This window comes from Streptomyces sp. NPDC033180 (assembly GCF_055577645.1).
Genome location: NZ_JBVIPU010000001.1, coordinates 36,704 through 60,882, shown reverse-complemented (window position 1 = coordinate 60,882; position 24,179 = coordinate 36,704). Strand labels below are relative to the sequence as shown.

Sequence of the window (24,179 nt, the reverse complement as noted above, 5' to 3'; positions counted from 1 at the left end):
GCAGGATCACGGCATGACGGAGCAGCGGGACGCAGGCCGGGGCCGGCAGGACGCGATGGAGCGGGCGTGGGAGGAGCTGGTGGCGGCAGCCCGCAGAACAGTGGCGGACGGCCTGGTGGTCGGCACGTCGGGCAACGTCTCGGTGCGCGTCGGCGGCACGATCCTGGTCACCCCCAGCGGGGTCCCGTACGACCGGCTGAGACCACAGGACGCGGTCGGTGTCGACGCGGACGGCCACCAGCTCTTCGGTGATCTCGCCCCGACCAGCGAACTGCCCATGCACCTGGCGGTCTACCGCACCACGGACGCCAGAGCCGTGGTCCACACCCACGCGGTGCACGCCACCGCCGTCTCCACCCTGGTCCCGGAGCTCCCGCCCATCCACTACATGGCCGCCGCCCTCGGTGGTCCCGTCCGGGTGGCCCGGTACGCGCCGTACGGCTCGGACGAGTTGGCCGAGAACATGCTCCGGGCCCTCAGGGAACGCACCGGCTGCCTGCTGCGGAACCACGGCACCATCACCTACGGGGACACTCTGGACCAGGCGTACGACCGTACGGCGCAGCTGGAGTGGATGTCCCGCCTGTGGCTGACGGCCAGCTCCGTCCCGGGCCACGCCCCGACCCTCCTGTCCACGGGACAGCTGAGGGAAGCGGAGGACAGGCTGCGGGGCTACGGCCAACAGTGACGCCTCCCGTGGAGCCGCGGACGCCTCCCGTGGAGCCGCGGACGAAGCGACGTCACCCCGCGGGCCCCGCCCACTGGCCCAGGGCCGGCCAGGGCCCGACACTGGGCAGGTGCGCCCAGCCAAAGCGACGGCAACGGCCGTCACCGCCGTCACCACCGCCCTCCTGGGCGGCGCAGCCGCCGTCGCCGCGGGCCGGTTCGCCAGCAACGCGGCCCTGAAAGCGCCGGCGGGCCGCCCACTGCCGACCGAGCCCCGCCTCACGGTCCACTCCACGGCCGCGGGCCAGATCACCCTGACCCGCGCTCTGGCGAGCCTGCGCCCCGGCACGTACGGTCTCAGCGGCCACGGCAGCCATGCCGTGATCGGCCCCGTCCTGGACGCCGCTCCGCACGCGGCCGACACCGTCGTCCGCCGCCTGGAGAGCGTCACGCACGGCTCTCTGGAACCCGGGGCCAAGGTCTGGCTCACCCCGCAGGTGCACATCGGCGACCCGCACGCCGCCCTGGACATCGACCACGCGGACGTCGACATCCCCGGCGAACTCGGCGGTCTGCCCGCCTGGTTCGTGCCGGGCGTCCGCGACACCTGGGTGATCACCGTGCACGGCCTCGGCACCACCCGTGAGCACCCCATGGTCGTCATGGACTTCCTGCACCACCAGCAGCTCCCCGTCCTCGACCTCGCCTACCGCGGCGACCTCGGGGCGCCCCGCTCCCCGGACGGCCTCGGCCACCTCGGCGAGACCGAGTGGCGCGACCTGGACGCGGCCATCCGCTACGCCGTGCGCTACGGCGCTCAGAAGGTGATCCTGCACGGCTGGTCCACCGGCGCCGCCATGGCCCTGCACGCCGCCGCGTACTCGGCCCTGCGCGACCGGATCAGCGGACTCGTCCTGGACTCCCCGGTGCTGAACTGGGAGACCACCCTGCGCGCGCTCGCCGCGGCCCGCCGCACACCAGGACCCCTCCTGCCGCTCGCGGTGCGCGCCGCCCAGGGCCGCACGGGACTGCGCGGCGACCGCATCCTGGAGGCCGCCGACCCCGAAGTGCTCAGGGTCCCCACGCTCCTCTTCCACGGCCCCGACGACGTGATCGCCCCCTGGGCGCTCTCCCGTCAACTGGCCGAACGACGCCCGGAACTGGTCACACTCCACACCGTTCCGGATGCTCCCCACGGGGCTATGTGGAACGCCGACCCCGCGGGCTACGAAGAGGCGCTGCGGCGCTTCCTCACGCCCCTCATGTAGCGCGCGAAAGCCGGCTGACGCAGCGCTCCGAAGCCTTGCGCAGGCATTCCGTTTGGGTTTTCGGACCGTCAACAGGAAGACTGCTCCCGTGACGTCCCGTATCCCGCGCGACTCAAGGCTCCGACTCGTCCGCGCTCAGTCCCCCAGGGCCGAGAGGCGAGCGGGGGTGGAGCGCGGCACAGCGCGACCCCTGACCGCCCCCGGCGCAGTGACGCAAGCGCGCGCACGCCGTCCCGCGCCCCGGCCGCCCGAGGGCACACCCGCCCCCGGAGAGCTGGCCCGGATGGCGCGGAGCAGCCTCGCCGACGCTGTACGGATCGCGCGCTGGGCCGACGCCTCCCTGCGCCCGGGACCCAGCCGAGCCGGAGCGACGCCCGACGGCCGAGGCACCCTCTCCGCCGCCACCGCCGAACGGGCCGCCGCGGCACTCGCGCTGACCCCGGATCAGGTCCGCGCCGACTGGGACACCGCACGGCTCGCGGGGCTCATCGAGGTGCACGGCGACAGCGCGCGCCCCGGCTGGCGGCTGCGCGCCTGGGACCGTGACGACGCCGCCGTACTGCGCGGCTGGGTCGCCCTCTTCGACGCCTGGTCGCTCGCGCACCCCGCGTCGCGCGAACTGCCGCCCGCCACCGTGGCCGAGACCGTCGAGGCCATGCCGCAGCTCCTCACCCTGCTGCAGCTCTCCGCGGGCCCCGTCCCCGTGCCGCAGCTCCTGGACCTCCTCGACCAGCGCGTCACCGAACTGCGCACGGAGCGCTGCGAGATCCCCTACGGCCCGCAGCCCGAGCCGGTGGACCTGGCCGACACCCCGTCCCTCGCCACCCTCCTGGACTGGGCGCTGCGCGGCCTCGCCGCCGTCGGCGCACTGACGTACGCCGACGGACAGGCCACCCTCACGCCGCTGGGCAGCTGGGCGGTCTGGGTCAAGCTGGAGCAGATCTGCGTGGCCGCGCAGAGCCCCGCGGGCAACATCGAGCAGGCCGCCGACGACATGCTCCGCGGCTGCGCGCGCCTGCGCCCGAACGCGGCCCGCTCCGAGTACCGCGCCTGGCTCGCCGCCCGTCCCGTCGGCAGCGCCGTCGCCGAGCTCCTGGAGGCGGCCCGCGGCGAGGACGCCCTGCTGCGCGGCCTCGCCTTCGAAGCCCTGCGGGTGGTCGGCGCCCCGGCCGAGGCCGAGGTGCGGGCCGTCGTGGACGAGACCCCGCTGCGGCCCTACGCCCTCATCTGGCTCGCGGAGCAGGAGGGCGCCGACCCCGAGGACGTCCACCTCGTCCTGACGCGGGACGAGTCGACGTGGCTGTGGGTCGACACCGCCGCGGCCGTCGCCGACCACGGGGAGATCAACCTCCTCGTACGCCACCTGGAGTCCGCGGTGCAGCCCACGGTGCCCGCGCTCCTTGACGAGGTCCGCCGCATCGGCCACCCCCGCACGGTCCAGGTCCTTGTCGCCCTCGCCGCGGCCCACCCCGACCCGGCGCTGGCCAAGGCCGTGCGCCGGGCGGCCTTCCAGGTGCACACCGGAGGGGTGTAGAGCCTGCAGAGCCTCACCGGAAGGTGTTGCACTGCGCCATGTCGCCGGTGCGGTAGCCCTGGTAGAACCACTGCTGACGCTGCTCGGCCGAGCCGTGCGTCCAGGACTCGGGGGTGACCCGGCCCTGGAACTTCTCCTGGATGCGGTCGTCGCCCACGGCGGCCGCCGCGTCGAGGCCCTCGCGGATGTCCGCCTCGTCGAGGCTGGTGATCAGCGGCTTGCCCGTCCTGTCGTCGGGGGTGCGGGTCGCGTGCCGCGCCCAGACGCCCGCGTAGCAGTCGGCCTGCAGCTCGACCTTCACGGCGTTGCTGTTCCGTCCCGTACGCCCGTCCTGGGAGCGCTGCAGCGTCCCCATCAGGTTCTGCACGTGGTGCCCGTACTCGTGCGCCACGACGTACGCCTGCGCGAAGGGGCCGCCGCTCGAGCCGAACTTCGTCCGCAGCTCGTCGAAGAAGCCGAGGTCCAGATAGACCTTCCGGTCACCGGGGCAGTAGAACGGGCCGACCGCCGACGACGCGGCGCCGCAGGCCGTGCCCACCCGGCTGGTGTACAGGACGGTCGGCGCGGGGGAGTAGGTCCCCTTCCTGCGCTGGAACTCCGGGCGCCAGTAGTCCTGCACGCTGTTGACCACGGCCACCATGCGGCAGTCGTCCTTGGTGTTCGCGTCCTCCCCGGTACGGCAGCTCTGCTGGACCTGCGCGAGGGACGAGGAGGTGGCGGCGGGCTCCTCGTTGCCCGATGAGAGGCCCAGCTGGTCGGGGCCGACCCCGAAGAACAGCCCCAGGAGCAGCGCGATCAGGCCCGCGATGCCGCCGCCGACCGTCGCCTTGCCGCCGGGGATCCGGCTGCCCCGCACATCCTGCACCTCGGACGTGTCCAGATCGGCGTCGTCGTCGAACTGCATGGGCGCACCACCCTCTGCCTCGCGTCCGGGGCGGCGCCGCGCCGCCCTGTGCCGAGATGCCGGCGCCTTCATCCTGATATGCCCCACCCGGTGTGGCGCCGGACGGGGGTCCGAACGGGGGACCCTCGCCGAGCGGTGCGTCGTGTCGCGACCGTCGCCCGGGGCCGTGCGGCGGGGCCGCCGCTACGCTCTGCGCCTGTTGCGTGGGCAGAGGTACCGGCCGAGGTGCCGCAGAGGGGGGGCGTCGTGTCCGTTGTGCCGTTCGAGGTGACCGGGTCCGGTCCCGCGAGCCCCGTGAGCCCTGCAGGGCCGGTGCCCGCCCGCCGCGGCTCCCGGCTCGCCCTCCCGGCGGCTCTCGGCCTGCTCGCCCTGCCCCTCATCACCGCGGCCCACCACTCGCTGCCCGCCCCCTACGGAGACCACGTCACCGTCCACGCGCGCGTGGACGCCGGCCGCGCGGCCCCCGAGCTCCGCACCACGGGCCGCGCGGTCGAGGCGTACGACCCGGCGACCGGGCGTGCCCACTGGACATATCGCCGTGAGGGAGCCCGCCCGCTCGCGCTGCTCCCCGCCCCCGGTCACGCCGTCGCGCTGTGGAGCGACGGCCTGGTCACCGACACCGCACCACGTGCCGACGGCAGCGCGGTCCGCTGGCACCGCGCCATCCCCGGCAGCGCCTCGTGGCTGCGCTCCGAGGACTCCCGCGGCGCCGCCGGAGTCCTCCAGCCGCTCGACCCACGTGGCCGCATGCTCGCCGTGGTCACCCCGCAGCGCATCGCCGCCTACCGCAGCGCCGACGGCGACCTGCGCTGGGTGCTGCCCGCCCGCCGCGGCTGCGCCTTCGAGCCCGCACGCTCCGTGCGCCACGGGGACGCACTGATGGTCGCCCAGCCCTGCGGCGACGCCGCGACGCCGTGGACCTCGCAGCTGATCGCGGTGGACGACCTCGGCCGCATCGTGCCCCGCCGCTCGCCCCTGGGCAACGAGCTGCCGGGCGACGCCCCCGACGACGTACGAACCCGGGCAGAAAAAGCGGTTGCACGGCCCCGTTAGAATTGGCCGCATGGCCATTCTCCTCGTGCACTAGACGGCGTGATCGCCCGCCCGCCAGCCCGCCACCGCCCTTTCAACGGCGCGCTGCGCGCGGCACCTGTTTTCTGTCTTTCCGCCGTCCGAACCCACCCCCGCCCAGGAGTCTGTCCGTGATCACCGCTTCCGGCATCGAGCTGCGCGCCGGCGCCCGCATCCTCATCGAGAACGCCACCTTCCGTATCGCCAAGGGCGACCGCATCGGCCTGGTGGGCCGCAATGGAGCGGGCAAGACCACGCTCACCAAGTGCCTCGCCGGTGAGGGCATCCCGGCCGGCGGCACCATCAGCCGCTCCGGAGAGGTCGGCTACCTCCCGCAGGACCCCCGCACCGGCGACCTGGACGTGCTCGCCCGCGACCGCATCCTCTCCGCCCGCGGACTCGACACCCTCATCCGCAAGATGCGCGAGAACGAACAGCGCATCGCCAGCGGCTCGGGCGCGACGCGCGACAAGGCGATGCGGCAGTACGAGCGCCAGGAGACGGAGTTCCTCACCAAGGGCGGTTACGCCGCCGAGGCCGAGGCATCCACCATCGCCGCCGCGCTCAGCCTCCCCGACCGCGTGCTCGGCCAGCCCCTCCACACGCTCTCCGGTGGCCAGCGCCGCCGCGTCGAGCTGGCCCGCATCCTCTTCTCGGACGCCGACACCCTGCTCCTCGACGAGCCGACGAACCACCTCGACGCCGACTCCATCGTCTGGCTGCGGGACTACCTCAAGTCCTACCGCGGCGGTTTCATCGTGATCTCCCACGACGTCGAACTGGTCGAGACGGTCGTCAACAAGGTCTTCTATCTGGACGCCAACCGCGCCCAGATCGACGTCTACAACATGGGCTGGCGGCTCTACCAGCAGCAGCGCGAGTCCGACGAGAAGCGCCGCAAGCGCGAGCGCCAGAACGCGGAGAAGAAGGCAAGCCAGCTCCACTCGCAGGCCGACAAGATGCGCGCCAAGGCCACCAAGACCGTCGCCGCGCAGAACATGGCCAAGCGCGCCGACAAGCTCCTCGCGGGCCTCGACGAGGTACGCCAGAGCGACAAGGTCGCCAAGCTGCGCTTCCCGGAGCCCTCACCCTGCGGCAAGACCCCGCTGATGGCCGAGGGGCTCTCCAAGTCGTACGGCTCCCTGGAGATCTTCACGGACGTCGACCTCGCCATCGACAAGGGCTCGCGCGTGGTCATCCTCGGCCTCAACGGCGCGGGCAAGACCACCCTCCTGCGGCTCCTCGGCGGCGCCGAGAAGCCCGACACCGGGCAGGTCATCGAGGGCCACGGCCTCAAGCTCGGCTACTACGCGCAGGAGCACGAGACGCTCGACCCGGAGCGCTCGGTCCTGGAGAACATGCGCTCGGCCGCTCCCGACCTCGACCTCGTGGCGGTGCGCAAGACGCTCGGTTCGTTCCTCTTCTCCGGCGACGACGTCGACAAGCCGGCGGGCGTCCTGTCCGGCGGCGAGAAGACCCGGCTGGCGCTCGCGACCCTGGTGGTCTCCTCCGCCAACGTGCTGCTCCTCGACGAGCCCACCAACAACCTCGACCCGGCGAGCCGCGAGGAGATCCTCGGCGCGCTGCGCACCTACAAGGGCGCGGTCGTCCTCGTCACGCACGACGAGGGCGCGGTGGAGGCGCTCCAGCCGGAGCGGATCATTCTGCTGCCCGACGGCGTCGAGGACCTGTGGGGCCAGGACTACGCGGATCTGGTCGCGCTCGCCTGATCCGTGGACGCCCCGCGGGGCGTCCACATTGATTGATCGAATAACTGATCCACAGCGTATGGATCATTCGGCCGATCCGTGATCCTTCATCTGTGTGAGGTGTCCTCGTACCGAAGTGCGGGGTACACGGATTTCGGGGGTGGCAAGGGCGTCGGACCCTGTTCTCGCCCGCCACCGCGCTGACCTGGCACTTCGGCCCGCAACCCATTCGGTCGCATGGAATTCCCTGCGCGGAATCGTTAATTCCACTCGTGGTGTCGCCTTCTTCCGCGGGAAACCTCGTCGTACGGACCTTGCCGAATGGGTGGCCAGGAAGGCCGGGAGGGGTGATCATGAGAAGTCCAGAGCGCACTTCCTATGAGGAGGCACGGGTGGCCGAGACTCTGAAGAAGGGCAGCCGGGTAACCGGCGCCGCGCGTGACAAGCTCGCGGCAGACCTGAAGAAGAAGTACGACGGCGGTGCGAGCATCCGGGCGCTGGCTGAGGAGACGGGCCGTTCGTACGGCTTTGTGCACCGCATGCTCAGCGAGTCCGGAGTCACGCTGCGAGGACGCGGCGGGGCGACGCGAGGCAAGAAGGCCGCAGCCGGCTGACGGCTGCGGGCGGTTCACCGGCTCCGACGGTGGCCACCCGGTCGATCGACTGATCGGCCGGGTGGTTACTGTGCAGTCACTTACGGGCGCGTACGTGCGTCCGGACCGACTGCACACCACCATCGGAGGCCCCCATGGTTTCGCCCGGCAGTGAACTCGGCGGATCCGCACCGGTACTCGACAAGGACGGCGTACGCCTGACTGTCGACGAGGCCGTCGCCACGGTGACGCTGGCCAACCCGGCCAAGCGCAACGCCCAATCTCCCGCGCTGTGGAGGGCGTTGGCCGAGGCAGGCCGGATGTTGCCGGGCAGTGTCCGTGTCGTTGTGCTCCGCGGTGAGGGCAAGTCCTTCTCCGCGGGCCTCGACCGACAGGCGTTCACACCCGAGGGCTTCGACGGTGAGCCGTCCTTCATCGATTTGGCGCGCGGCGACGACGACGTCCTCGACGCGACGATCGCCGAATACCAGGAGGCGTTCACCTGGTGGCGGCGCAGTGACATCGTGTCGATCGCTGCCGTCCAGGGGCATGCCATCGGTGCGGGCTTCCAGCTCGCGCTCGCCTGTGACCTGCGGATCGCCGCGGACGACGTGCAGTTCGCCATGCGCGAGACCAGCCTGGGCCTGGTGCCCGACCTCACCGGCACACACCCCCTCGTGGGACTTGTCGGCTACGCCCGCGCGCTGGAGATCTGCGCCACCGGGCGGTTCGTCCACGCGCCCGAGGCCGAACGCGTCGGCCTGGCCAACCTTGTCGTGCCCGCCGACCAGCTCGACGCGTCCGTGAGCGATCTCGCGGCCGCGCTGCTCACCGCGCCGCGCGACGCCGTCATCGAGACCAAGGCGCTGCTTCAGGGCGTCGCCGGTCGTACGTACGAGGAGCAGCGCACCGCCGAGCGTGCCGCGCAGGGGCGCCGGCTGCGGGACCTGGCGGGGCTCGGCGACTGACGCCGTCACTCCACCCCGGTGACCAGGACGGTCACCGACGGGTGGTCCGTCAGCGCGTCGCCGACCGCCGTACGGACCGCGAGCGCCACATCAAGGGCGCGGTGTTCGCGGTCCGTCGCCAGCTCCACGCGCGCGTGGCGACGCGGCAGGGACGCATCCGCCGCCCGATCGCTCACGGCCTCGTCGAGATGGACGCCGCGGCCGAAGCCGCCGAGGGCGCCGGTCAGCCGCCGCACGCCCGGCACGTCGAGGGCCGCGCTCGCCACGCGGGCCTCGTCCTCGTCGCCGGGCGCCGCCTGCGCACCGTCCGGCGGCGTCGCTGAGTCCACCCGTACGTCCACGGGGGCCTGCCCCGCGTCCAGCAGCGACGTCACGCTGAGGTCGACCTCCTCGACCACCAGGCCGAGCCGTTCCCCGGCCGCCACGAACAGCGCGGCCCGGAGCCGGGCCGCCGCCGCGGGCAACGGCTCCGTCGGCTCGGCCGCGAACTCCGCGGTGATCCGCAGTGGCCCCGGCGGCAGCGCGCTCGGCGGCGCGGGCACGGAGGAGACGTACTCCTGCGACGGATCTGCGAGCGCCACCCGCAGACGGCCCAGCCGTACACCGCTCACTCGCTCCGCCGCACGGCGCAGCACGCCGTCCGCGCACGCCTCGGTCAGCCAGGAGCCGTCACCCGGTCCGCCGAGGGGGAGAACGCGCCCCAGGCCGAGCTGTCGCCGCACCGCATCGGTCCATCCGTCACCGGTCATTGCCCCAGCCTGCCGCATCCCTGGCGCGCGAGGACGTAACCGCACTTAGTGTGGACGAAGGAGTAGATCCCCGTTCGAAAGGGACACACGGCGATGAGTGACATCGGACAGCGGAACCGGCCTGGGGAGGCCCTTGAGAAGGGGGCTTCGGACGAGGCGGCGGGGAAGAGCGGTACGACCAGGAAGGGCGGCGGTGACCCCGCGTCCCGTGGGCGTACCACCATCGCGGACGGCGTGGTCGAGAAGATCGCCGGGCTCGCGGCCCGCGATGTCGACGGCGTGCACGCGATGGGCGGCGGGCTCGCGAGGACCTTCGGGGCCGTCCGCGACAGGGTGCCCGGAGGATCGAACTCCAAGTCCGTCTCGCGCGGCGTGAAGGCCGAGGTCGGCGAGGTGCAGACGGCACTCGACCTGGAGATCGTCGTCGAGTACGGCGTCTCGATCGCCGACGTCGCGCGTGATGTGCGGGAGAACGTCATCGGGGCGGTCGAGCGCATGACCGGGCTCGAGGTCGTCGAGGTCAACATCGCCGTGAGCGATGTGAAGCTCCCGGACGACGAGGAAGACGATGAGCCGCAAGGCCGCCTTCAGTGACATCCGTGTCTTGCTAAGGAGCGCACGATGAGCATGGCCGTGGTCGGCATGATTGCCGGAATGGCGCTCGGCTTCGCCGGGTACTTCGGCGGGTTCGGGGCGTTTGTGCTGGTGGCGGCCCTGGGCGCCATAGGGTTTGTCGCGGGCCGGTTCCTCGAGGGGGACCTGGAGCCCGGCGACTTCTTCCGTACCCGTGGCGACGACCGGCGGCGGTGAGCCGTGGCGGCACAGGTCGCGCCCGGGGAGCGCGGCGCGACCCTGATCGCCGACCGGGTCGTCGCGAAGATCGCCGCGCAGGCGGCACGTGAGGCGCTGACGGAGCTGCCCGCGGACTGCTCGCCGCCGCACGCGAGCGTCCACGTACGCCATGACGTGGCCCGCGTCAGGGTCAGCGTCGAGCTGGACTACCCCTCGGACATCGGCGGGCAGTGCGGCGCCGTGCGTCGCCAAGTCGCCCAGCGGGTAGAGGCGTTGGCGGGGATGGAAGTTCCCGAGGTCGCGGTCCAGGTCGAGCGGCTGCACTCGGCACACGTGCGCTCCGCGGCGCAGGGGAGGACGCGATGAGCGAGGCTCAGGGGTCGCACAGGGCGGGCGGCGGTGGCGGCACGCAGCCGCTGCCCGTCGTCGAACGCGCCGAGGGCGAACTCGACCAGTCGGCCTCCGCGGCGTCCTACGAACCGCCGCCCACGCTGGCCGACGAGACCAAGGCGACCCGCTTCTGGTCACCGCGGCGCGTGCCCGCCGCCATCCTCGCGCTGCTTGTCCTCGGTGGTGCGGGACTTCTGCTGTACGACATCGCGGCGGTGCGGGCCGATCACTCCGCCATGGGGTGGCGGCGCGGCCTCGCCCGCGAACTCGCCGAACGGCCTCTGGACAACACGGCGGTGCTCGTCGGCGCCGGGGTGGCCGCGGCCGCCGGCATCTGGCTCATCGTGCTCGCCGCGACACCCGGGCTCCGGGCGGTCCTCGCCATGCGGCGCGAGGACACGGACGTGCGGGCGGGCCTGCACCGGGGCGTCGCCGCGATGGTGCTGCGGGACCGGGCGATGGACGTGTCCGGCGTGCAGTCGGTGCGGGTCCGCATGAAGCGCTCCAAGGTGGACGTCCACGCGGTCTCGCACTTCCGTGAACTCGACGACGTACGAAGCGACTTGGACGCCACGCTGGCCGACGGCATCAGGGACCTGGGCCTTGCCCGCCGCCCCGCGCTCTCGGTCCGGGTGGCACGGCCTGGCAGGAAGGGCTGAGCGCGTGATGCTGAAGACGGTCAACCGTGTGGTGCTCGGCCTGATCGGCCTGGTGCTCGTGGTCGGGGGCGGCTCGGTCCTCGCGGTCGGGCTCGGGGCGTCGCCGCCGTCGTGGTGGGTCCACGACGGGAAGCGCGATGTGCTGCTGAGCGATGCGGACCGGGCGCGGTGGCGGGACGAGGGCTGGTTCTGGCCCACGGTGATCGCCGTGCTCGCGGTGTTCCTGCTGCTCGCTCTGTGGTGGCTGGTGGCGCAGTTGAGGCGGCGCAGGCTGGCCGAGGTGCTCGTGGAGACCGGCGACGGGGAGGGCGCGCTACTGCGGGGGCGGGCCCTGGAGAGCGTGCTGGTAGGGGAGGCGGAGTCGCTGGAGGGCGTGCGGCGGGCCGGGGTCGTGCTGACGGGGCGCCGCAACGCGCCCGAGGCGCGGGTGGCCCTGCACCTGGAGCCCCACTCGACGCCCGGTGAGGCGCTGCACCAGCTCTCCGCCGAGGCGCTGGCGCACGCGAGGGATTCGGCGGGGCTGGCCAGGCTGCCCGCGGTGGTGCAGTTGCGGGCGGTGAAGCACCGGGCCGAGCGGGTGAGTTGACGGGCCGGACGTTCCAGCCCGTCCTGCCGATCAGAAGCCGTGCCGTGCCCCGCCGTCCACCGGCAGCATGACGCCCGTCAGGTATGAGGCGGCGGGCGAAAGGAAGAACGCCGCCGTCCGTCCGAACTCCTCCGGAGTTCCGTACCGCCGCAGCGGGATCCGCGACTCGTGGCCCGCCCGAGTCGCCTCGGGGTCGGCGGAGAGCCCGTCGAGCTGCCGCACCCGATCCGTGTCGATACGGGACGGAAGCAGTCCCACGACGCGGATGCCCCGGGGGCCGAGCTCGTCGGAGAGCGACTTCGCGAAGCCCGCGAGTCCGGGCCGCAGGCCGTTGGAGATGGTGAGCCCCGGAATCGGTTCGTGCACGGAGGCGGAGAGCACGAAGCCGATGACACCCCCATCGCCGAGCTCCGCCGCCGCGGAACGGGCAAGGCGCACCGCCCCGAGGAACACGGACTCGAAGGCCGACTCCCACTGCTCGTCCGTGTTGTCGGCGGCGAAACCGGGCGCAGGCCCGCCGACGCTGATCAGCACACCGTCGAAGCGCCCGAAATGCTCACGCGCGGCGGCGATCAGCCGGCCGGCGACGGCCGGATCGGCGTTGTCGGCGGCGAGGCCGCGGGCGTTGCCGCCGAGCTCGGTCGCCGCTTCGGCGACCGTCTTCTCGTCCCGGCCGGTGATCAGTACCTTCGCGCCGTCCGCGACCAGCGCACGCGCTGCGGCGTTGCCCAGGCCCCGGGTGGCACCGGTGATGACGTAGACGCGGTCCTTCAGTCCAAGATCCATGGCTCTATCCTGCCGCCTCGCGACAGTGCTGTCTGCGCCGAGGGGGGCTACACCGCGGCCGGGGCAGTCTCCGGAGCCGGTGCCTGCGCGGCGGCCCTGCGGTCCCGCATCTCCCTGCGCACCAGAACCACCCAGCCGATGGGTACGCCCGTGCAGAACAACCACCACTGGACGGCGTACGCCATGTGCGGCCCGATGTCGCCGTGCTCGGGCTCACCGATCAGCTGGGGGGAGTTGTCGGCGGGCTCCGGTGAGGTCAGCTCGACGTAGCCGCCGAGCACTTCCTTGCCGAGGCTGTGCGCCTGCTGCCCGCTGCTGATCAGCATGATCTGACGGTCCGGCAGCCCCTGGACGTCCTTGATGCCGCTCTGCGCGGACGTCTCGTCGGCCATCAGGCGGCCGGTGACGGTGATCTCGCCCTTGGGCGCGGCCGGGACCTTCGGGAACGCGGTCTGCGGTCCGTTCGCCGGGATCCAGCCCCGATTGACCAGGAGGACCTTGCCGTCGTCGAGGACGAACGGGGTCAGGACGTGGAAGCCGATCTCCTCGTCGGAGTTCGTGCGGCGCCGCACGACGACCTCGTCCTTCGTGTCGAACGTTCCCCGCGCGCTCACCCGGCGGTAGCGCTCGGAGTCCGTGACGGAGTGGCCGGGCGAGGTCAGCCGCTCGGCCGGTACCGGCTCGGCGTCCAGCGCCTTGGAGATCTCCGCGTTCTGCGCGACGCGGTGCTCGTGGCGGTGCAACTGCCAGAAGCCCAGCTCGATCATCGTGGGGATGAGAACGAGGGCGATGAGGGTGAGGATCACCCACTGCCGGGACAACAGGAAGCGGTACACCCCACGACGGTACAACTCGGTCGTGGGGTGCACGGGGGTGGGGTACTCCGGAACGGAGCCGGGAAGGGCCGCCGGGACCCTGGGGAGGGCCCCTGTCACACCCTGTCGACGATGCCCACCTGCCCCTCCGCCCGCGAGCAGTGCGCACCGCAGTACCACTGCCCGTCGGCCTCCACGCCCTGGCCGATGATCCGGCACCGGCAGTGCTCACAGATGGGCGCCATCCGGTGAATGGCGCAGGAGAAGCAGTCGAAGACGTGCACCGCGCCTTGCGCGTGCACCTCGAACGACATGCCGTAGTCGTTTCCGCAGACCTCGCAACGTGCCATGCGCCACAGGGTGGGACGCCAGGCGCCCGCATGCGAGCAAGCAGGCGGACGCCGGTCCGACAATCACCCGTCTGCCGCCCGCGGGCGGCTCAGCCCTCCGCCGCCGGAGCGACATCCTGGAGGAGCTGGCCGAACGCGGCCTCGTCGATGACGGGCGTGCCGAAGGACCGCGCCTTCACGGTCTTGGAGGTGCCCGAGTCCGGGTCGTTCGTGACGAGCAGGCTGGTCAGACGCGACACGCTCGTCGCGATGTGCAGGCCGGCCTCGACCGCGCGGTCCTCAAGGAGCTCGCGCTCGATGGAGGTGTCGCCGGAGAACGCGACGCGCATGCCCTGTTGGAGCGTTTTGCCCGGTTCGTACCGACCCGGGTTGGGGTACGGGCAGGCGGGCCGCTTGCGCGAGGGACGCCAACTCGCCGGGCCGTACGAGGAGTACGAGGAGGTCGACGAGCCCGGTCCGGTCGGCTGGCGGACGATCCGGGCCGCTCCGTCGGACCACTCGGTGAGCGGACGGCACTCCAGGAGCGGCAGCCGCACCCCGCCGCCGGCCGCGGCCTTGAGGCTGGGGCGGAAGGCCTCGGCGAGCACGCGCGCGTCGTCGAGCGCGTTGTGGGCGTTGCGCTGTTCCACCCCGAAGTGCGCGGCGAGCGACTCCAGCTTGTGGTTGGGCAGCGGGAGCCGCAGCTCCTTGGAGAGGGCGATGGTGCACAGGCGCTGGCGCACGGGGGCGGTGAGTTCCGCGCGTGCGTACTCCCTGGCGATCATCGACCAGTCGAAGACGGCGTTGTGCGCGACCAGGACGCGGTCGGCCAGGCGCGCGGCGAACTCCTCGGCGATGTCCTTGAAGAGGGGGGCGTTCGCGAGCAGCTCACTGGTGAGGCCGTGGATCCAGACGGGTCCGGGGTCGCGCTGGGGGTTGACCAGCGTGTACCAGTGGTCCTCCACCTCGCCCCGGGCGTCCACGCGGTAGACGGCAGCCGACACTATGCGGTCGTCGCGGGCGAGACCTGTGGTCTCGACGTCGACGACCGCGTACCCCGTTGGGTACGCGGCCGGCCAAGAGGCTGCGGACGCTGCGGTCGTCTGGTCTTCGAGCATGGTCCATGAGGATACGGGCCGCGACTGACAGTCAGGTCCCTGGGCTGTTCTCCCGGCCGAGGAGTCCGGACACCAGTGCCGTCACCGACAGGGTGAACAACGCCTCGGGGTCGACGGGTCGAGCGAGCGCGCGGGCGAGCGCAGGGTCCTCTTCGGCCGTCTGCGCGCCCCACAGTTCTTCCTCGCCGGGGCGCTGCAGGGGGGCGCGTTCGCGGTTGCGCTCGACCAGGACGTGGCCGACGACGTGGACCTGGACCGCGCGTACGGCGTCGGCCGCGCGGGCGCCGCGCAGACCCGCCGCGTGCACTTCGTGGACGAGGACCTGCTGGGCGGGCAGGAACATCCGCTCGGTGAGGCCGCGTTCGTGCACCATCGCGACGAGGTGCGGGTGGTCGCGCAGCTGCCGGCGCAGGGCGCGCGCGACGGAGACGATGCGCCCGTCGGGGGTGCGGCCGGTGGGCCGGATCGCGCCGAGGTCGGCGAGGGTGCGCTCGACGAGGGCGTCCAGGAGCGACTCGCGGTTGCCGACGTGCCAGTAGATCGAGGTGACGGCGGCGCCGAGCTCGGCGGCGAGCCTGCGCATCGTCAGGGCCTGCGGGCCGTGCCGCTTGACGAGCGCGGTGGCGGCGGCGAGCACCTGCTCCCGGTCGAGATGGCCGCGTTCCCGGTTCAGATGCGTGCGCGTCTCTTCACTCTTCACGGTTCCTGTTGTAACTGTGTTACAGAACCGCCGCAAGTCCCCGTCGCGGGCCCGATTCCCGCGCTGACGAAGGGTGGTACGACATGGCACGCGTACGGTACGGAGCGCGCACGGAGGCGGAGATCGCCGCGGCGCGCAGCGCGAGTTCGAAGCTGCCCGACATCTGGTCCACGGGTGTGGTGGCCGTCTGGGAGAGCGACCCGGACGCGGTGGCGGCCGTCCTGCCGCCCCCGCTGAAGCCCACACACCGGCCGCTGGTGCGCGCCAACATCAGCAAGGTGGACCTGCCCGGGTATCCGCTCGGAGCGGGCTCGGTGGCCGTCGCCGCCGAGCACGACGGGGTGGCGGGCTGGTATCCGCTCGTCATGCCGATGACCCATGAACGGGCCCTGATCGGCGGACGCGAGGTCTTCGGGGAGCCCAAGAAGCTGGGTGAGGTCGAGGTGGAGCGCGACGGCCTGGTCATCCGTGCCTCGTTGGCCCGGCACGGCATCGCCTTCGTGGAGGTGCGCGGCGCGGTCAGCGGCGCCCTGCCACTTCCCGAGCCGGCCCAGAAGACGGACTTCTACTTCAAGTTCCTTCCCGCGGTGGACGGTTCGGGCTTCGACGCGGACCCGGTGCTCGTGCACTGCGTGCGCAACGAGAAGGTCCGCAAGCTGGAGGGCATCACCGGGGACGTCGTCCTGCGCGAGTCGATGTACGACCCGGTCGCGGACCTTCCCGTACGCGCGGTCGTCGAGATCACGATCGGCGAGAAGACCACCGACCAGAAGGGCCGGGTGGCCGAGCGGGTCAGCGCACAGGCGCTGCTGCCCTACATCCACCAGCGCTACGACGACCCGCAGCAGATCCTCGACGGCCCGCCCGAGGGGAGCGTCTGAGATGGAGTTGCGGGAAGGGCAGGTCGCCGTCGTCACGGGCGCGGCGAGCGGCATCGGTCTGGCCATGGCGCGGCGGTTCGCGGCGGACGGCCTGAAGGTGGTCCTCGCCGACGTCGAGGAGGGCGCCCTGGAGAAGGCGGCCGCCGGGCTGCGCGAGGACGGGGCGAGCGTGCACGCGCGCGTGGTCGACGTCGGCTCCCGCGAGGAGGTCTTCGCGCTCGCCGAAGCGGCGTACGACACGTTCGGCGCCGTGCATGTGCTGTGCAACAACGCGGGCGTCGGCTCGGGGGCCGAGGGCCGCATGTGGGAGCACGAGCCGAACGACTGGAAGTGGGCCTTCGAGGTCAATGTGTGGGGCGTCTTCCACGGCATCCAGGCCTTCGTGCCCAGGATGATCGCGGGCGGGGGGCCCGGCTATGTCGTCAACACCTCGTCCGGTGACGGCGGCATCGCACCGCTGCCGACGGCGTCCGTGTACGCGGTCACCAAGGCGGCCGTCGTGACGATGACGGAGTCGCTGTACGCCCATCTGAAGGCGGAGCACGCGCGCGTGGGCGCTTCCGTGCTCTTTCCGGGGCCGCACATGCTGCGCACGGGGCTGTGGGAGTCGCACCGCAACCGCCCCGACCGGTATGCCAAGTCCCGCCCACGCAAGACCCCTTACCGCTCCCTCGACCAGTGGGAGTCCGCGATGAAGGACGCGGGCAAGGAGGTCGAGTTCACGCCCGTCGAACAGGTGGCGGACTTCGTGGCGGAGGGGATCGCGGCCGGCCGCTTCTGGTTGCTTCCCGCGAGCGAGCACAGCGACCGGCAGATCAAGGCGAGGTCGCGGTCGATGCTGGACCGCGCGAACCCGGCGTATCTGGAGAGCTTCATTCTGGACTGAAGGGCACGTGATGACCGACCAGGATCCCTACCTGATCATTTCCTCCGACTGCCACGCCGGGCTCCCCACCGAGGAGTACCGGCCCTATCTCGACAGCCGATTCCACCGGGACTTCGATCAGTTCCTGGGGGAGCGCGACGCACGCCGCGCTGAGGCGACACGGCTCGGCATCCGCAACGACGCGTTCGCCGCCAAGTGGTTCCAGGACAACGAGGAGGGCCTGCGCGGCGGCTGGGAGACCGCGCAGCGCCTCAAGGAGCTCGACGGGGACGGGGTGGCCGCCGAGGTCGTCTTCCCCGACGCGGACGCCGTGGACAGCCAGACGGCCGCGCCCTTCGGGGTGGGCCTCGGCCTCTCCGGGGACCAGGACCCGGAGCTCGGCATGGCGGGCGCGCAGGCGCACAACCGCTGGCTCGCCGACTTCGTCTCCGAGCACCCCGAACGGCACTGCGGCGTCGCCCTGTTGCCCATCACCGGGGAAGTCGCCCGGGTCGTCGCCGAGGTCCACCGGGCCAAGGAGTCCGGGCTCGGCGCGCTGATGATCCCCTCCATGTGGGTCGACAAGGCGCCCTACCACGACCGGCGTTACGACCCCGTGTGGGCGGCTGCGGCCGAGTGCGCGATGCCGGTGGTGACCCACTCCGGGGCGGCGCCCCGCCACGAGTACGGCGACCACCTGGGGATCTACGTCTCCGAAGTGACCTGGTGGCCCGCGCGGCCGCTGTGGTTCATGCTCTGGTCGGGCGTCTTCGAACGTCACCCGGGGTTGAAGTTCGGCGTCGCGGAGTCCGGCTGCTGGTGGCTGCCGAACCTCCTGTGGTTCATGGACCGCCTCTACCTGGGCGCGCACGGCGGCAAGAAGCTCTCCCCGTTCTCGGAGCTCAAGCGGCCACCGCACGAGTACCTGGACCGGCAGATCTTCATCTGCGCGACCAACACCAAGCGCCGCGAACTCGCCCAGCGGTACGAGATCGGCGTGGACAACATCCTCTGGGGCAGCGACTTCCCGCACCCCGAAGGGACCTGGCCCGACACGCGCGCGTGGCTGAGGAAAACCTTCCACGACATTCCGGTGGGCGAGACCCGCCGGATGCTCGGTCTCGCGGCCGCCGAGGTCTTCGGCTTCGACACCGAGAAGCTGGCGCCGCTGGCCCGCCGGATCGGCCCGACGCCCGCCGAACTCGGCCAGCAGGCGGATCAGTTGACCGTCGAGGCGTCCTGGGCGCGCTCGCGCGACGTGGGCCGCCACTGGCTGACCGACCACGACTTCCCGGTGATGGGGGCCCAGACATGACGACTCACCCGACCGAAGAGCGCCACACCACCGAAGAGCGCTACACCGTCATCTCCGCCGACTGCCACGCGGGGGCCGACCTCCTCGACTACCGGCCCTACCTGGAGTCACGCCATCACGACGCGTTCGACGCGTGGGCGGCCACCTACGTCAATCCGTACGAGGACCTGCTCGCCGACACCGCGGACCGCAACTGGAACTCGGACCGCCGCCTCAGGGAGCTGGAGCAGGACGGCATCGTCGCCGAGGTCGTCTTCCCGAACACCATCCCGCCGTTCTTCCCGAGCGCTTCTCTGATGGCCCCGGCGCCCACCCGCGAGGAGTTCGAGCAGCGCTGGGCGGGACTGCGTGCCCACAACCGCTGGCTCGCCGACTTCTGCGCCGCCGCCCCGGGGCGCAGGGCGGGCGTCTTCCAGATCCTCCTGAACGACGTGGACGAGGCCGTCAAGGAGATCCACCGGTCGGCCGACGCGGGCCTGAACGGCGGCCTGCTGCTGCCCGGCACACCGCCGGGCAGCGGGCTCGCGGAGCTCTACTCGGCGACGTACGACCCGATCTGGGCGGCCTGCGCCGAGCGCGGCGTGCCGGTCAACCACCACGCCGGGTCGGCCTCCCCGCCTCTTGGCGAAGAACCGGCCGCGCGGGCCGTCTTCATGGTGGAGACGACGTGGTTCTCGCACCGGGCGCTGTGGCACCTGGTGTTCGGCGGCGCCTTCCGCCGCCACCCGGAGCTGCGGCTCGTGCTCACCGAGCAGGGCTCGGGGTGGATCCCGGGCGTCCTCGACATGCTGGACTACTACCACGGCCGGCTGGTCGCCGCGGCCTCGAAGGCGGACACCGCCGAGTCGAAGTTCGGTGCGGGCCTGGCCGATTCGATGGGCAAGGGCCCCTCCGAGGTGTGGCGCGACAACTGCTTCGTCGGCGCGAGCTTCATGCGCCCGCACGAGGCGCAGATGAGGGACAGGATCGGCCTCGACAAGATCATGTGGGGCAGCGACTACCCGCACGACGAAGGCACGCACCCGTACTCGCGCGAAGGCCTCCGCATCGCCTACGCGGGCCTCCCGAAGGACGAGACAGCCGCCATGGTCGGCGGCAACGCGGCCCGCGTCTACGGCTTCGACCTGGAGCGGCTCGGGGAGATCGCGGGACGCGTGGGACCGACGGTCCAGGAACTGGACGAGCCCCTCAAGGAGACACCGGCCGGCGCGACGAGCCCGGTGTTCGCCCCGGGAGGGTCGGTACGCGTCTGGTGATGCACGCGGTGGGATGCTCCCCGCGTGACTGAAGCGACGCACGAAGCGCACGGCGGCGCGCTCGCCTCCCGCCTCAACTGGCTGCGCGCGGCCGTGCTCGGCGCCAACGACGGCATCGTCTCCACGGCGGGACTCGTCGTCGGCGTGGCGGGCGCCACGGGCGATCGCGGCACGCTGCTCACGGCCGGTCTCGCCGGGCTGCTCGCCGGATCGATGTCGATGGCAGCGGGCGAGTACGTCTCCGTGTCCACCCAGCGTGACTCCGAGAAGGCCGCGCTCGCCATGGAGAAACGCGAGCTGCGCGAGCAGCCCGAGGCCGAACTGGCCGAGCTGGCCGGCCTGTTGCAGCAGCGCGGGCTGAGCCGCGAGGTGGCGCGTGAGGCGGCGGAGCAGCTCACCGAGCGGGACGCGCTGCGGGCGCACGCGCGCGTGGAGCTCGGCATCGACCCCGACGAACTCACCAACCCCTGGCACGCCGCCTGGGCCAGCTTCGTGGCCTTCACGGTGGGCGCGCTGCTTCCGCTCCTCGCGATGGTCCTGCCGCCCGCCGACTGGCGCCTCGGGGTCACCGTCGTCTCGGTCGTCGGCGCGCTGGCCCTCACGGGCTGGAGCAGCGCACGGCTCGGCTCCGCGGGGGCGCGGCCCGCGGTGCTGCGCAACATGGGGGGAGGGGTGCTCGCGATGGCGGTGACGTACGGGGCGGGGGCGCTGCTCGGGGCGGTCGGTGTCTGAGCGTCCACGTCTGCCTGAGCGTCCGCTTTTGGCGGAGACCGCCAACATCCGCTGTCTTACTCCTGGTAATACTTGTCGGTAACTACGTCTAGCGGCGGTAGACCAGGGGCCTTTACGGTGCACGCATGCCGCCGAACCTGCCCGATGTCGTGCTGTGGTCCATACCTGCCTTCGTGCTGCTCACCGTCGTGGAGATCGTGAGCCACCGGATCCATCCGGACGAGGACGAAGCCGGGTACGAGACGAAGGACGCCGCCACCTCCGTCACCATGGGGCTCGGCAGCCTCGTCTTCGACCTTCTGTGGAAGATCCCCATAGTCGCGATCTACTCGGCGGTGTACGCGCTGACGCCGCTGCAGATCCCCATCCTGTGGTGGACGATCCCGCTGATGCTGCTCGCCCAGGACTTCTTCTACTACTGGTCGCACCGCGGGCACCACGTCATCCGCATCCTGTGGGCCTGCCACGTCGTGCACCACTCCAGCCGCAAGTTCAACCTCACGACGGCGCTGCGCCAGCCCTGGACGAGCCTGACGGTCTGGCCGTTCTACGTTCCGCTGATCGCCCTCGGCGTGCACCCGGCGGCGCTCGCGTTCTGCTCGTCGGCGAACCTCGTCTACCAGTTCTGGATCCACACCGAGCGCATTGGGAAGCTCCCACGGCCCTTCGAGTTCGTCTTCAACACGCCCTCCCACCACCGCGTGCACCACGCCTCGCAGGGCGGCTACCTGGACCGCAACTTCGGCGGCATCCTGATCATCTGGGACCGGATGTTCGGCTCCTGGGTCGCGGAGACGGACCGCCCCGTCTACGGCCTCACGAAGAACATCGTTACGTACAACCCGCTGCGGGTGGCCACGCACGAGTACGCGGCGATAGCCAAGGACCTCAGGAAGGCCACGAGTTGGCGCGAGCGGGGCGGGAGGCTGTTCCGGGGGCCGGGCTGGCAACCGCAGGCGCCTGTGGCGCCGCAGACAGCGCCGCAGACAGCGCCGCAGCCGGCGCCGCAGCCGGTGCCGGAGGCGGTGCCGGAGAGCGCGGCGTGAGTCCCATCCTCGTTGCGGGCAGGCGTTCGGCGTCCACCAAGGCCAAGCTGCTCCTCGTTGCGTTCGGCCTCGCGGCGGTCGGCGACCTGGCAGCACTGTTGGCAGACTCCGAAGCCGCCCACATCGCCTTCAAGCCCCTCCTGATGCCCCTCCTGGCAGGGTACGTATGCGCGGTGAGAGGCCCGCGCCTGCTCATAGGCGCCCTCCTCTTCGGCTGGGGAGGCGACACCCTGCTCCTCTTCGACGCCGAACCCGCGTTCCTCGCCGGAATGGGCTCCTTCGCGGCGGGCCACATCTGCTACCTCACCCTCTTCAAGCGCCACGGCACGCCACGCGCGCGTGGCGCCTGGCTGGTGGCCGCGTACGCCACCGCCCTCATCGCCACGGTCGCCCTCCTCTGGCCGGACCTCCCCGCGGACATGCGCGGCCCGGTGGCGGGCTACAGCCTCCTGCTCACCGCGATGGCATTCGGCGCCACGAGACTGGGCCTCACCGCGGCGGCGGGCGGCGCGCTGTTCCTCCTGTCGGACACCCTCATCGCGACCGGCGTCGCCGAGTGGCCGCAGGCCCCGCGCCCCGACTTCTGGATCATGCTCACCTACATCGCCGCACAGTTCCTGCTGGTCAGCGGCGTACTGACAGCTCGACTCACCAGCGAATCGGCAGCGGCAACGCGGTCAGCAGAGCCGACACCGCCACCACGACCCCCAACGCGATGACCTCCCAGCGCGCGGGGGAGTACGCCGACACCACGTCCGCGGACCTGCGCAGCCGCCGGCGGGCGAGCAGCGCCAGGACGGCAACGGCTGCCACGAGGAGGACCTTGGCGAGCAGGGTGCGCCCGTAGGCCGTCTCCGTCAGTTGGTCGACGACCGTGCTCGGCGGCATCCGGCGCAGGGTGCTGCACACCCCCGTCACCGTGATCGCGGCGAGCAGGACGGCAGCCACGCGCGCGTAGAGCGCCAGTACCGCCGCGCCCGCCTCCGGAGCCGATGTCCGCCACAACTTCACCATGCGAAGGACCTGCAACAGCCCACCCGCCCACAGCACCCCGCAGGTCAGATGCACCAGCGTCAGACCGGTCCCGATGAGCGGGGTGTCCTCCACCGGAGGGTGGGCCCGCAGCGCCTCCGCGACGATCACCGCGGCCAGCGGAAGCGCGGCAGTGGACGGGCGGCGCGAGCGAGCACACAGCAGGGCCACGATGAAGGCGTTGACCTCCAGGAGCGCCAGCCTGCCGTCCCGCGACGCGTAGAGCCCGCCGAGATCCATGTCGGAGAGCTCCCGCGGCACCAGATTGCCGGTGGCCACCACCGAGGCCAGGCCGAGCGAGGCTACGATCCCCGACACCGCCGCGTACGTGGACCAGCTCCGCGGCTCACGGTCAAGCGGCGCTCCCGGCACCCTGCGGGCCAGCCGGATCGCGTACACCTCGCCCAACTGCACGCAGAGCGCGGCGAACATGACCGTCCGCAGGAACGTGATCCCGGCCGTGCCGGGCGCCTCGGCCTCCCCGGTGCCGCTCAGCGCCGCCGAAGGGCCGAGCAGGGGGACGAGCGCGGCGGCGGTCACCAGGACGAGCACGGCGACGGCGCGGGCCGTGGAGGGGCGCCGGCGCGGTGCGCGGTGCGAGGCGCGGGGTGTGGCGGCGACCGCCTCCGCCGAGGCCTCGCCTCCGGGGTCGGCGGACGGTTGTATGGAGCTCACCACATGATCTTCACCAGGTGCACCCTTAACGGGCAAGTCCTGGCAAACAACTGGCGGAATCACATTCCGCCCGGCAGGCGGCCTACGTGCCCGTACTCGTACTCGTACCCGAACCCGAACCCGAACCCGAACCCGTGCCGTCCTCGCCCCGCGTGGCCGCCGACCACCACAGCCTGACCGACTCCCGCGGCTCCGAGGGCCGCAGTTCCCAGCCCTGAGCAGCCGCGGTCTCGACCACGTAATGGCCGCCCACACCGCGGTAGACGCTCCACGGGATCTCACACTCGACGGGCCAGAGAGGCTTGTCCGGCTTCCGGGGCGCGGACGCCCGGGCAGTCCAGCCGCCGACGACCTTGTCGACCCGCGCGCGGTGGTACGCCGTGTCTCCCTCGTGGCGCATCTCCGGCCAGGTCACGCACCAGCCGGGCAGCCGGAGGCGCTCCAGCGTGCGGCCCGACAGGGCGATCAGCTTTCTCTCACCCGAGTCGCTGACCGCCTCGACGATCTCCGCGAGGAACAGGAACACGACGAACCCGGCTATCTTCACCGCCGCGAGCGCGCACCACACCGGTATGTACGCGATCATGCCGACGAATCCGAGCACCAGCTGCCACCGGGGACGGACGGGCGCCGCCACCCAATGCTCCGTACCGGTCCGCACGAACCGGGAGTCCTTGTACTCATACATGGAACGAGATCCTCTCGCGAAGGGCCGGGCGGTCTGTGACCGCCCGGCCCGG

The 24,179-nt window shown here is 72.0% G+C and carries 28 protein-coding genes; 19 read left to right on the top strand and 9 right to left on the bottom strand.

The annotated features are described in order from the left end of the window. Positions 1–13 precede the first annotated feature (13 nt). The 3 genes from ACZ5WE_RS00320 to ACZ5WE_RS00310 all read left to right on the top strand — a co-directional run bounded on the left by ACZ5WE_RS00320 (position 14) and on the right by ACZ5WE_RS00310 (position 3,468). Entirely contained in the window at positions 14–688 is a 675-nt protein-coding gene (locus ACZ5WE_RS00320) for a class II aldolase/adducin family protein (RefSeq protein WP_467690266.1), read from the top strand. A gap of 109 nt (positions 689–797) precedes the next feature. Then, entirely contained in the window at positions 798–1,934 is a 1,137-nt protein-coding gene (locus ACZ5WE_RS00315; protein ID WP_467690267.1) for an alpha/beta hydrolase, read from the top strand. An 88-nt stretch (positions 1,935–2,022) separates the two neighbouring features. Beyond that, positions 2,023–3,468, top strand: coding sequence for a hypothetical protein (locus tag ACZ5WE_RS00310; protein WP_467690268.1), 1,446 nt, complete (start codon positions 2,023–2,025; stop codon positions 3,466–3,468). A 13-nt stretch (positions 3,469–3,481) separates the two neighbouring features. On the opposite strand, the gene ypfJ is transcribed toward ACZ5WE_RS00310, so the two are convergent. Continuing rightward, positions 3,482–4,372, bottom strand: a complete 891-nt coding sequence (gene ypfJ / locus ACZ5WE_RS00305) for a KPN_02809 family neutral zinc metallopeptidase (protein ID WP_467690269.1) — start codon at positions 4,370–4,372, stop codon at positions 3,482–3,484. 246 nt (positions 4,373–4,618) lie between these two features. On the opposite strand from ypfJ, the gene ACZ5WE_RS00300 reads away from it, so the two are divergent. The 4 genes from ACZ5WE_RS00300 to ACZ5WE_RS00285 all read left to right on the top strand — a co-directional run bounded on the left by ACZ5WE_RS00300 (position 4,619) and on the right by ACZ5WE_RS00285 (position 8,713). Further along, positions 4,619–5,425 (top strand): PQQ-binding-like beta-propeller repeat protein, encoded by an 807-nt coding sequence (locus ACZ5WE_RS00300; protein WP_467690271.1) that lies wholly within the window; start codon positions 4,619–4,621, stop codon positions 5,423–5,425. 149 nt (positions 5,426–5,574) lie between these two features. Next, positions 5,575–7,173 (top strand): ABC-F family ATP-binding cassette domain-containing protein, encoded by a 1,599-nt coding sequence (locus ACZ5WE_RS00295; RefSeq protein WP_467690272.1) that lies wholly within the window; start codon positions 5,575–5,577, stop codon positions 7,171–7,173. A 371-nt stretch (positions 7,174–7,544) separates the two neighbouring features. Beyond that, positions 7,545–7,766, top strand: a complete 222-nt coding sequence (locus tag ACZ5WE_RS00290; RefSeq protein ID WP_055550175.1) for a helix-turn-helix domain-containing protein — start codon at positions 7,545–7,547, stop codon at positions 7,764–7,766. 134 nt (positions 7,767–7,900) lie between these two features. Next, a complete protein-coding gene (locus ACZ5WE_RS00285) occupies positions 7,901–8,713 on the top strand; it encodes an enoyl-CoA hydratase/isomerase family protein (RefSeq protein ID WP_363207950.1) in 813 nt (270 codons plus the stop codon). Between the two features lie 5 nt (positions 8,714–8,718). Here ACZ5WE_RS00285 and ACZ5WE_RS00280 read toward each other — a convergent pair whose 3' ends face one another. Next, positions 8,719–9,462, bottom strand: coding sequence for a nucleopolyhedrovirus P10 family protein (locus ACZ5WE_RS00280; protein ID WP_467690274.1), 744 nt, complete (start codon positions 9,460–9,462; stop codon positions 8,719–8,721). 93 nt (positions 9,463–9,555) lie between these two features. Between ACZ5WE_RS00280 and ACZ5WE_RS00275 the strand changes: the two genes are divergently transcribed. From ACZ5WE_RS00275 to amaP, 5 genes are read left to right on the top strand one after another with little or no spacing between them, the layout of a single operon-like run. Beyond that, the gene (locus tag ACZ5WE_RS00275) at positions 9,556–10,056 is read left to right on the top strand and encodes an Asp23/Gls24 family envelope stress response protein (RefSeq protein WP_467690276.1); all 501 of its coding nucleotides are present in this window, start codon (positions 9,556–9,558) and stop codon (positions 10,054–10,056) included. Between the two features lie 27 nt (positions 10,057–10,083). After that, the gene (locus ACZ5WE_RS00270) at positions 10,084–10,272 is read left to right on the top strand and encodes a hypothetical protein (RefSeq protein ID WP_399385861.1); all 189 of its coding nucleotides are present in this window, start codon (positions 10,084–10,086) and stop codon (positions 10,270–10,272) included. Between the two features lie 3 nt (positions 10,273–10,275). Beyond that, entirely contained in the window at positions 10,276–10,620 is a 345-nt protein-coding gene (locus ACZ5WE_RS00265; protein ID WP_467690277.1) for an Asp23/Gls24 family envelope stress response protein, read from the top strand. Next, positions 10,617–11,303, top strand: coding sequence for a DUF6286 domain-containing protein (locus tag ACZ5WE_RS00260; protein ID WP_467690278.1), 687 nt, complete (start codon positions 10,617–10,619; stop codon positions 11,301–11,303). Before ACZ5WE_RS00265 ends, ACZ5WE_RS00260 begins: the two co-directional genes overlap by 4 nt. A gap of 7 nt (positions 11,304–11,310) precedes the next feature. After that, positions 11,311–11,889, top strand: a complete 579-nt coding sequence (gene amaP / locus ACZ5WE_RS00255) for an alkaline shock response membrane anchor protein AmaP (RefSeq protein ID WP_467690380.1) — start codon at positions 11,311–11,313, stop codon at positions 11,887–11,889. A gap of 30 nt (positions 11,890–11,919) precedes the next feature. On the opposite strand, the gene ACZ5WE_RS00250 is transcribed toward amaP, so the two are convergent. The 5 genes from ACZ5WE_RS00250 to ACZ5WE_RS00230 form a co-directional block, all read right to left on the bottom strand. Continuing rightward, positions 11,920–12,675, bottom strand: coding sequence for an SDR family oxidoreductase (locus tag ACZ5WE_RS00250; RefSeq protein WP_467690280.1), 756 nt, complete (start codon positions 12,673–12,675; stop codon positions 11,920–11,922). 47 nt (positions 12,676–12,722) lie between these two features. Beyond that, complete coding sequence (locus ACZ5WE_RS00245) at positions 12,723–13,511, bottom strand: SURF1 family cytochrome oxidase biogenesis protein (protein WP_467690382.1); 789 nt, start codon at positions 13,509–13,511, stop codon at positions 12,723–12,725. Between the two features lie 95 nt (positions 13,512–13,606). Then, positions 13,607–13,840: a hypothetical protein gene (locus tag ACZ5WE_RS00240; protein WP_135331724.1), complete on the bottom strand. Its 234-nt coding sequence runs from the start codon at positions 13,838–13,840 to the stop codon at positions 13,607–13,609. An 89-nt stretch (positions 13,841–13,929) separates the two neighbouring features. Beyond that, a complete protein-coding gene (locus ACZ5WE_RS00235) occupies positions 13,930–14,937 on the bottom strand; it encodes a DEDDh family exonuclease (protein WP_467690282.1) in 1,008 nt (335 codons plus the stop codon). Positions 14,938–14,968: 31 nt separating this feature from the next. Then, positions 14,969–15,637, bottom strand: a complete 669-nt coding sequence (locus ACZ5WE_RS00230; protein WP_467690283.1) for a TetR/AcrR family transcriptional regulator — start codon at positions 15,635–15,637, stop codon at positions 14,969–14,971. An 83-nt stretch (positions 15,638–15,720) separates the two neighbouring features. Here ACZ5WE_RS00230 and ACZ5WE_RS00225 point away from each other — a divergent pair, with 83 nt between their 5' ends. The 7 genes from ACZ5WE_RS00225 (at position 15,721) to ACZ5WE_RS00195 (ending at position 22,451) form a co-directional block, all read left to right on the top strand. Further along, a complete protein-coding gene (locus tag ACZ5WE_RS00225; protein WP_467690285.1) occupies positions 15,721–16,518 on the top strand; it encodes an acetoacetate decarboxylase family protein in 798 nt (265 codons plus the stop codon). Position 16,519: 1 nt separating this feature from the next. Then, complete coding sequence (locus ACZ5WE_RS00220; protein ID WP_467690287.1) at positions 16,520–17,404, top strand: SDR family NAD(P)-dependent oxidoreductase; 885 nt, start codon at positions 16,520–16,522, stop codon at positions 17,402–17,404. A 10-nt stretch (positions 17,405–17,414) separates the two neighbouring features. Continuing rightward, positions 17,415–18,698 carry an amidohydrolase family protein gene (locus tag ACZ5WE_RS00215; protein ID WP_467690289.1) on the top strand — a complete coding sequence of 428 codons (1,284 nt, stop codon included), beginning with the start codon at positions 17,415–17,417 and terminating at the stop codon, positions 18,696–18,698. Next, on the top strand, positions 18,695–19,954 hold the full coding sequence (locus tag ACZ5WE_RS00210) for an amidohydrolase family protein (protein WP_467690290.1): 1,260 nt from the start codon (positions 18,695–18,697) through the stop codon (positions 19,952–19,954). The genes ACZ5WE_RS00215 and ACZ5WE_RS00210 overlap by 4 nt, the downstream gene beginning before the upstream one ends. A gap of 24 nt (positions 19,955–19,978) precedes the next feature. Next, a complete protein-coding gene (locus ACZ5WE_RS00205) occupies positions 19,979–20,686 on the top strand; it encodes a VIT1/CCC1 transporter family protein (RefSeq protein WP_467690292.1) in 708 nt (235 codons plus the stop codon). Between the two features lie 125 nt (positions 20,687–20,811). Then, the gene (locus ACZ5WE_RS00200; RefSeq protein WP_467690294.1) at positions 20,812–21,732 is read left to right on the top strand and encodes a sterol desaturase family protein; all 921 of its coding nucleotides are present in this window, start codon (positions 20,812–20,814) and stop codon (positions 21,730–21,732) included. Then, positions 21,729–22,451: a lysoplasmalogenase gene (locus tag ACZ5WE_RS00195; protein WP_467690296.1), complete on the top strand. Its 723-nt coding sequence runs from the start codon at positions 21,729–21,731 to the stop codon at positions 22,449–22,451. Before ACZ5WE_RS00200 ends, ACZ5WE_RS00195 begins: the two co-directional genes overlap by 4 nt. Here ACZ5WE_RS00195 and ACZ5WE_RS00190 read toward each other — a convergent pair. Then, positions 22,381–23,439, bottom strand: a complete 1,059-nt coding sequence (locus ACZ5WE_RS00190) for a CopD family protein (RefSeq protein ID WP_467690298.1) — start codon at positions 23,437–23,439, stop codon at positions 22,381–22,383. The genes ACZ5WE_RS00195 and ACZ5WE_RS00190 overlap by 71 nt on opposite strands. 82 nt (positions 23,440–23,521) lie before the next feature. Next, positions 23,522–24,127, bottom strand: coding sequence for a hypothetical protein (locus tag ACZ5WE_RS00185; RefSeq protein WP_467690299.1), 606 nt, complete (start codon positions 24,125–24,127; stop codon positions 23,522–23,524). Between the last annotated feature and the right edge of the window lie 52 nt (positions 24,128–24,179).

Coding starts and splice junctions, on each gene's coding strand:
- ACZ5WE_RS00285 (WP_363207950.1), top strand. CDS start 7,901: ATGGTTTCGCCCGGCAGTGAACTCGGCGGATCCGCACCGGTACTCGAC.
- ACZ5WE_RS00215 (WP_467690289.1), top strand. CDS start 17,415: ATGACCGACCAGGATCCCTACCTGATCATTTCCTCCGACTGCCACGCC.
- ACZ5WE_RS00270 (WP_399385861.1), top strand. CDS start 10,084: ATGAGCATGGCCGTGGTCGGCATGATTGCCGGAATGGCGCTCGGCTTC.
- ACZ5WE_RS00225 (WP_467690285.1), top strand. CDS start 15,721: ATGGCACGCGTACGGTACGGAGCGCGCACGGAGGCGGAGATCGCCGCG.
- amaP (WP_467690380.1), top strand. CDS start 11,311: ATGCTGAAGACGGTCAACCGTGTGGTGCTCGGCCTGATCGGCCTGGTG.
- ACZ5WE_RS00185 (WP_467690299.1), bottom strand. CDS start 24,127: ATGTATGAGTACAAGGACTCCCGGTTCGTGCGGACCGGTACGGAGCAT.
- ACZ5WE_RS00200 (WP_467690294.1), top strand. CDS start 20,812: ATGCCGCCGAACCTGCCCGATGTCGTGCTGTGGTCCATACCTGCCTTC.
- ACZ5WE_RS00210 (WP_467690290.1), top strand. CDS start 18,695: ATGACGACTCACCCGACCGAAGAGCGCCACACCACCGAAGAGCGCTAC.
- ACZ5WE_RS00240 (WP_135331724.1), bottom strand. CDS start 13,840: ATGGCACGTTGCGAGGTCTGCGGAAACGACTACGGCATGTCGTTCGAG.
- ACZ5WE_RS00320 (WP_467690266.1), top strand. CDS start 14: ATGACGGAGCAGCGGGACGCAGGCCGGGGCCGGCAGGACGCGATGGAG.
- ACZ5WE_RS00260 (WP_467690278.1), top strand. CDS start 10,617: ATGAGCGAGGCTCAGGGGTCGCACAGGGCGGGCGGCGGTGGCGGCACG.
- ACZ5WE_RS00220 (WP_467690287.1), top strand. CDS start 16,520: ATGGAGTTGCGGGAAGGGCAGGTCGCCGTCGTCACGGGCGCGGCGAGC.
- ACZ5WE_RS00275 (WP_467690276.1), top strand. CDS start 9,556: ATGAGTGACATCGGACAGCGGAACCGGCCTGGGGAGGCCCTTGAGAAG.
- ACZ5WE_RS00250 (WP_467690280.1), bottom strand. CDS start 12,675: ATGGATCTTGGACTGAAGGACCGCGTCTACGTCATCACCGGTGCCACC.
- ACZ5WE_RS00235 (WP_467690282.1), bottom strand. CDS start 14,937: ATGCTCGAAGACCAGACGACCGCAGCGTCCGCAGCCTCTTGGCCGGCC.
- ypfJ (WP_467690269.1), bottom strand. CDS start 4,372: ATGCAGTTCGACGACGACGCCGATCTGGACACGTCCGAGGTGCAGGAT.
- ACZ5WE_RS00280 (WP_467690274.1), bottom strand. CDS start 9,462: ATGACCGGTGACGGATGGACCGATGCGGTGCGGCGACAGCTCGGCCTG.